Source organism: Enorma timonensis (assembly GCF_000321165.1).
Lineage (GTDB): Bacteria > Actinomycetota > Coriobacteriia > Coriobacteriales > Coriobacteriaceae > Enorma.
The window spans coordinates 1-5,650 of sequence record NZ_CAPF01000045.1 but is presented as its reverse complement, the minus strand read 5'-3'; the positions used below and the strand labels follow the sequence as shown (position 1 = coordinate 5,650).

Below are 5,650 nucleotides of genomic sequence, written 5' to 3'. Positions count from 1 at the left end.
GTGCCCCAGCAGCCCGCGCCGACCCCCGAGCAGAACCCGTGGAACGGCCAGGCGGGCGCCGGGTACACGCAGCCCGCGAGCTGGCAGATCCCGCAGCAGCAGGCGGCTCCCCAGCAGCCCCCGGCGTACGCGCAGCCCGATGGCACCGCCCCGGGTGCGCCCACGCAGCCGGCGCCCCAGCCGCCCGCGCCCCCGGCGAAGAAGTCGAACACCGGCATCATCGTCGGCGGCATCGTGGGCGTGCTGCTCGTGGCGGTCGCGCTCATCCTCGTGCTCGTCGTCATCCCCGGCCTGAGCGAGCCGAGCGCGAGCACGGGCGACGTGACCTACGACGAGCCCATGGACGACCCCTCAGACGAGCCTGAGCCGTCGTATTCGGGCGAGGAGGTGCCGGAGGACTCCGAGGAGCAGGCGACGCTCGCCGCCCAGGCGGAGCTCGACAAGCTGCAGAACGCCGACCCGGAGGCGCTCGCGCTCGTGGGCGCCATCGTGAACGAGGGCTTCGAGAACCAGACGGACGAGACGCTCGAGGCCTGCGGCGTCGACCCCGAGGAGTACGCGCGCATCATGCTCGACGGCTTCTCGTACACGATCGACGACGTCTACGTGTACGAGTCGATCGGCGAGGCGACGGTGTACGCCACGGTGACGTGCCGCGACGTGTTCGACCTCATCGACAACTACAACTACATGCTCGAGGCCTACATGAACTCCGATGACTACGCGCACACCACCTACGAGGAGGATTGCCAGCGCATGGGCATGATCTTCATCGAGGCGGCCGAGGCGGCGGAGATGAACGACGGCTACCAGATGACCATCGACCTCGTGTACGAGAACGGCAGCTGGGTCGTCGACGAGGACACGTGGGAGAGCGAGCTCGACTGGCTGTTCGACGTCGAGTAGCCGGCTCGTTGACGCAAACGACATAACCCGGCACTACATCTAGTTCTTGGGGAGATACGCGAAACGGCGTGCTGCGAAGGGGCGGCGCGCCGTTTCCGTTCGGGGCTTTCCTGCGGATTCGTTTCAGAGTAACACAACATGTTGTGGTACCGTTCACGGAATAGCTCAATATGTTGTCCGTTTTCGGTGGGTGAGTTGCTACAATCGAATCCGCTGCCACATCGCGCGAGGCGCTGTAGCGGCACTCGTTTGTCCGCACGCCCTGCGATACTCATCGCAGCGTCAACCATATCCCGAAAGCGAGGAACCCATGGCAACCACGGTCGAAGAGCTCATCTGCCGTCGCTTCACCTCTGCGCTCGACGCGCCCGAGAACGCCGGGAAAACGGTGTACGACCTCTTCGAATGGTCGAAGCGCGACGTGCACCTCACGGACTACAAGACGGGCAAGACCCTGTGCGAGATGCACGACCTCGAGTTCCCCGTGCAGTACTCGCAGAACGCCGTCGACATCATCGCGTCCAAGTACTTCCGCCGCGCCGGCGTGCCCGAGACGGGGCACGAGGTCTCGATGCGCCAGGTGGCGCACCGCATGGTGGACTTCTGGGTCGCCGCACTCATCGACGAGGGCATGGTCGAGGAGGGCGAGCAGGCGCAGATCCTCTACGACGAGCTCGTCTACCTCATCCTCGACCAGCGCTTCGCGCCCAACTCCCCGCAGTGGTTCAACACCGGCCTCAAGCGCAGCTACGGCATCGCGGGCGAGCCGCAGGAGATGTACTACGTCGACCCGGAGAGCGGCGAGGTCGTGGAGTCGATCGACCAGTACACGCGCACCCAGGCGAGCGCCTGCTTCATCGTGAGCGTCCAGGACAAGCTCCTGGGCGACCACTCCATCTCCGACGAGTACGTCACCGAGACGAAGCTCTTCAAGGGCGGCTCCGGCACCGGCTCGAACTTCAGCGCCTTGCGCGCCGAGGGCGAGAAGCTCTCCGGCGGCGGCGTGTCGAGCGGCGTCATGAGCTTCCTGCGCGGCCTCGACCGCAACGCGGACGCCATCAAGAGCGGCGGCACCACGCGCCGCGCCGCCAAGATGGTCTGCCTGGACATCGACCACCCGGACATCGAGAAGTTCATCACCTGGAAGTCGCGCGAGGAGGACAAGGCGCTCGCGCTCATGAAGATGGGCTACGACGGCGACATCAACGGCGAGGCGTACGCGACGGTCTCGGGGCAGAACTCGAATAACTCGCTGCGCATCGACAACGAGTTCATGGCGAAGGTCATGGCGCTGCCCGAGGATCCGGACGTCACCTACGAGCTCAAGGGCCGCGTCGACCCGAGCTTCAACCGCGAGGTCTCCGTCAAGCACATCTGGGATGTGTTCAACGAGAGCGCCTGGCGCTGCGCCGACCCGGCGCCGCAGTTCAGCGACACCTTCAACGAGTGGCACACCTGCCCCGGCGGCGAGGACGGCGTGGTAGGTGCCTCCTACAACCGCCTCAACTCCACGAACCCCTGCGGCGAGTACGCCTTCCTGGACGATTCGAGCTGCAACCTCGCGTCCATCAACGTGTTCCGCTACTACGACCCCGCGACCGACACCTTCGACGTCGAGGGCTTCGAGCACACCATCGACGTCGTGCAGCTCGCGCTCGAGGCGTCCATCGCCTGGGGGCAGTTCCCCACGAAGGACATCGCGCGCAAGACCTACCGCTTCCGCGCGACGGGGCTCGGCATCTCGAACCTCGCGAGCCTGCTCATGGCCAAGGGCATGCCGTACGACTCGCGCGAGGCCCGCGCGCTCGCGTCCGCCATCGTGGGCACGCTCACCGGCCGCAGCTACGCCGTCTCTGCCATGATGGCGCGCAAGGTGGGGCCCTTCGAGTGCTACGGCATCAACAAGCGCTACATGGAGCGCGTGATCCGCAACCACGCGCGCGTGGCGGGCGCGCGCAACGACGCCTTCGAGGACCTGACCATCGAGCCCCCGGTGGTCGACTTCGACCTGCTCGAGCAGGCGGGCGAGGGCGAGCTCGCGAGCGCGCTCATCGAGAGCTGGACGTTCGCCGAGGAGCTGGGCGAGCGCTACGGCTACCGCAACGCCCAGGTGAGCGTCATGGCGCCCACCGGCACCATCAGCTTCGCCATGGACTGCGCGGCGACCTCCATCGAGCCGTTCTTCAGCCACATGATCTACAAGAAGCTCTCGGGCGGCGGCTTCATGACCATCGCGAACCCGGTGATCGGCGACGCCCTGCGCCATCTGGGCTACACCGAGGACGAGGTGGCCGACATCCTGGCCTACGTGCAGGCCACGGACGAGAACGGCATGATCGTCGACGGCAAGATCGAGGGCGCCCCGCACCTCAAGCCCGAGCACCTGGCGATCTTCGACACCGCGAACGTGTGCGGCACCGGCGAGCGCTACATCGCCCCGCGCGGCCACGTGCTCATGGTGGCGGCCCTCACGCCGCTCGTCTCCGGCGCCATCTCCAAGACCGTGAACCTTCCGCACGAGGCGACCGTCCAGGACTTCAAGGACGTCATCACGCTCGCCTGGCAGACGGGCTGCAAGGGCATCACGCTCTACCGCGACGGCTCGAAGAACGCGCAGCCGCTCAACACCTCGCTCACCGAGGACACCGGCGAGAAGGACCTGGGCGACCTGTCCTACGCCGCGCTGCTCGAGTACGCCCGCGGCGCGCAGCAGCAGCTCGCCTCCGATACGCAGCCGGCGCGCCGCCGCCGCATCGTGGGCATCCGCAGCGGCCGCACCCACCTCGCGCAGATCGACGGCGTGAAGATCTACACCACGGTGAACCGCAACGAGGAAGGGAAGATCTCCGAGCTGTTCGTCACCACGGACCGCGAGGGCACGACCATCATGGGGCTCCTCAACTCGCTGTCCAAGACCATCTCCGTGATGCTGCAGTACGGCATCCCCGCCGAGAACATCTCCAAGATGCTGCGCGGCCAGATGTACGAGCCGTACGGCTTCGTGCAGAGCCACCCCAACATCAAGTACGTCACCTCCATCTCCGACCTCATCTCCAAGGTCATCGACATCGAGCTGGGCGACTACACGCGCGTGCAGGTGAAGCCCGAGGGCTGGGGGCAGATCGCCGGCGCCACGCCCGCGCCCGCGGCGGTTCCCGTGCGCATCGAGCCCGCCTTCGATGAGGAGCCCGTGGCGAGCGAGGAGGAGCTCACGCGCCTCGCGGCCGTGAAGGAGCAGGAGCTCGAGGAGGAGACCGGGTCGGTGGATACCGGCGACTTCTACACGGCCGCGTTCGTGAACGAGGCGGTGCACGACGCCGCCCTGCACGGCGAGCGCCTCTACGACGGCAGCACCTGCCCCAACTGCGGCAGTTCGCGCATGGTGCAGAACGGCACGTGCAAGGTCTGCATGGATTGCGGCACCACGACCGGGTGCAGCTGATCGGGCTGAGCGGAGCCGAACGCTCCGGGCGCCCGGGGTCGATTTCCTCGGGCGCCTAGAGCACGCCGGAGCAGGTGATGACGCAGAGCATCGCGGCGATGCCGAGGACGATGCTGATCGTCCCCGCAAGGCCGGCGAGCCCGTGGTCGCCGCCGCACCAGAGCGTGTAGAGCGGCGCGAGCGCGGACATGGGCGCCCAGATGACCGTGGCGATGACGCAGCGCGTGAGGTAGTCGTACGGCAGTAGGAAGAACGCGGCGAGCGAGAGCGCGAGGCTCACGGCCACGCGCAGGCCGAGCACGCCGACGAGCTTGTCGAGCTTGCCCTCCCCGACATGCGTGCTCGTCATGAGGCCGAGCATGAGCAGCGAGAGGAACGCGTTGGCGTTCGCGATGGGCTCCACGAACGAGATGACGGCGTCGGGCACGCGGATGCCCAGGAGCACGAACGCGATGAGCACGATGTAGCAGTCGAAGGGGATGGACGAGAAGAGCCGCTTCGCCATCGCGCGGCCGCGGTGCCCCTCGGCGTCGCCGCTCAGGAGCGCCTTCGTGAGGGCGAACGAGCCGCCGGTGACCACGATGGAGTTGCCCGCGTCGATGAGGCAGACCGTCACGACGCTCGATGCGGGGAAGATCGCCTGGATGAAGGGGAGGGCGAAGCAGCCGATGTTCATGCCGCCCGCCCCGAACAGGAAGAGCGGGCGGTCGCAGGCGTCCATGTGCCGCGTGACGAAGAAGGCGATCGCGTAGGGGATGGCCGAGCAGGCGAACCCCACGAGCACGATGCCGAGCATCGCGGGCGCCACCTCGGTCGTGCCGAACGCGTGGATGATGGTCGCGGGCAGCGTGAGCTTGAACACGATGGTCGAGATGAGCTTGTCGGCGCTCTTGCCGACGAGGTTGAAGCGCGCGGCGGCGATGCCGAGCAGGATGATCGTGACGAACGAGAGCACGCTCAAAAGCGCTGACTCCATAGGGGCCTCCGGGGGTTCGTGGGTTCCGATGCAACAGGATAGCGCTTTCCCGCGCCATCCGTCTTGTGGGGGGATGGATCGCTGTCGCCCCGGTGATTCGCGCCGATACCGTGGTCTTCGGTGCTCGGCGGGGCCGGCGCGCCGCGAGATGCTACGCTTGGGTGCGTGATCGATACGGCGCGTCGAGACGATGGGGGACGGCATGGCGCAGCATCTTCGAACCGAATCCGACCCGCGCGGGGCGGGCGCGCGCGCCGAGGGCGGCGTGCGGCCGCTCATCAACGCGGCGGAGGCCGCGCACCGTGCGGCGCGCTCCCATGCCGGCG

Annotated in this window: 3 protein-coding genes; 2 read left to right on the top strand and 1 reads right to left on the bottom strand. The window is 67.3% G+C overall.

Features of this window, described 5'->3' with window-relative positions:
* Together BN423_RS11005 and BN423_RS04990 are read left to right on the top strand one after the other, a co-directional pair.
* Positions 1-906, top strand: a 906-nt coding sequence (locus BN423_RS11005) for a hypothetical protein (protein ID WP_019239167.1), incomplete at its 5' end; no start/stop codon positions are given.
* Between the two features lie 310 nt (positions 907-1,216).
* Positions 1,217-4,348: a vitamin B12-dependent ribonucleotide reductase gene (locus BN423_RS04990; protein ID WP_019239166.1), complete on the top strand. Its 3,132-nt coding sequence runs from the start codon at positions 1,217-1,219 to the stop codon at positions 4,346-4,348.
* A 55-nt stretch (positions 4,349-4,403) separates the two neighbouring features.
* On the opposite strand, the gene BN423_RS04985 is transcribed toward BN423_RS04990, so the two are convergent.
* Positions 4,404-5,324, bottom strand: a complete 921-nt coding sequence (locus BN423_RS04985) for an AEC family transporter (protein WP_232385507.1) — start codon at positions 5,322-5,324, stop codon at positions 4,404-4,406.
* Between the last annotated feature and the right edge of the window lie 326 nt (positions 5,325-5,650).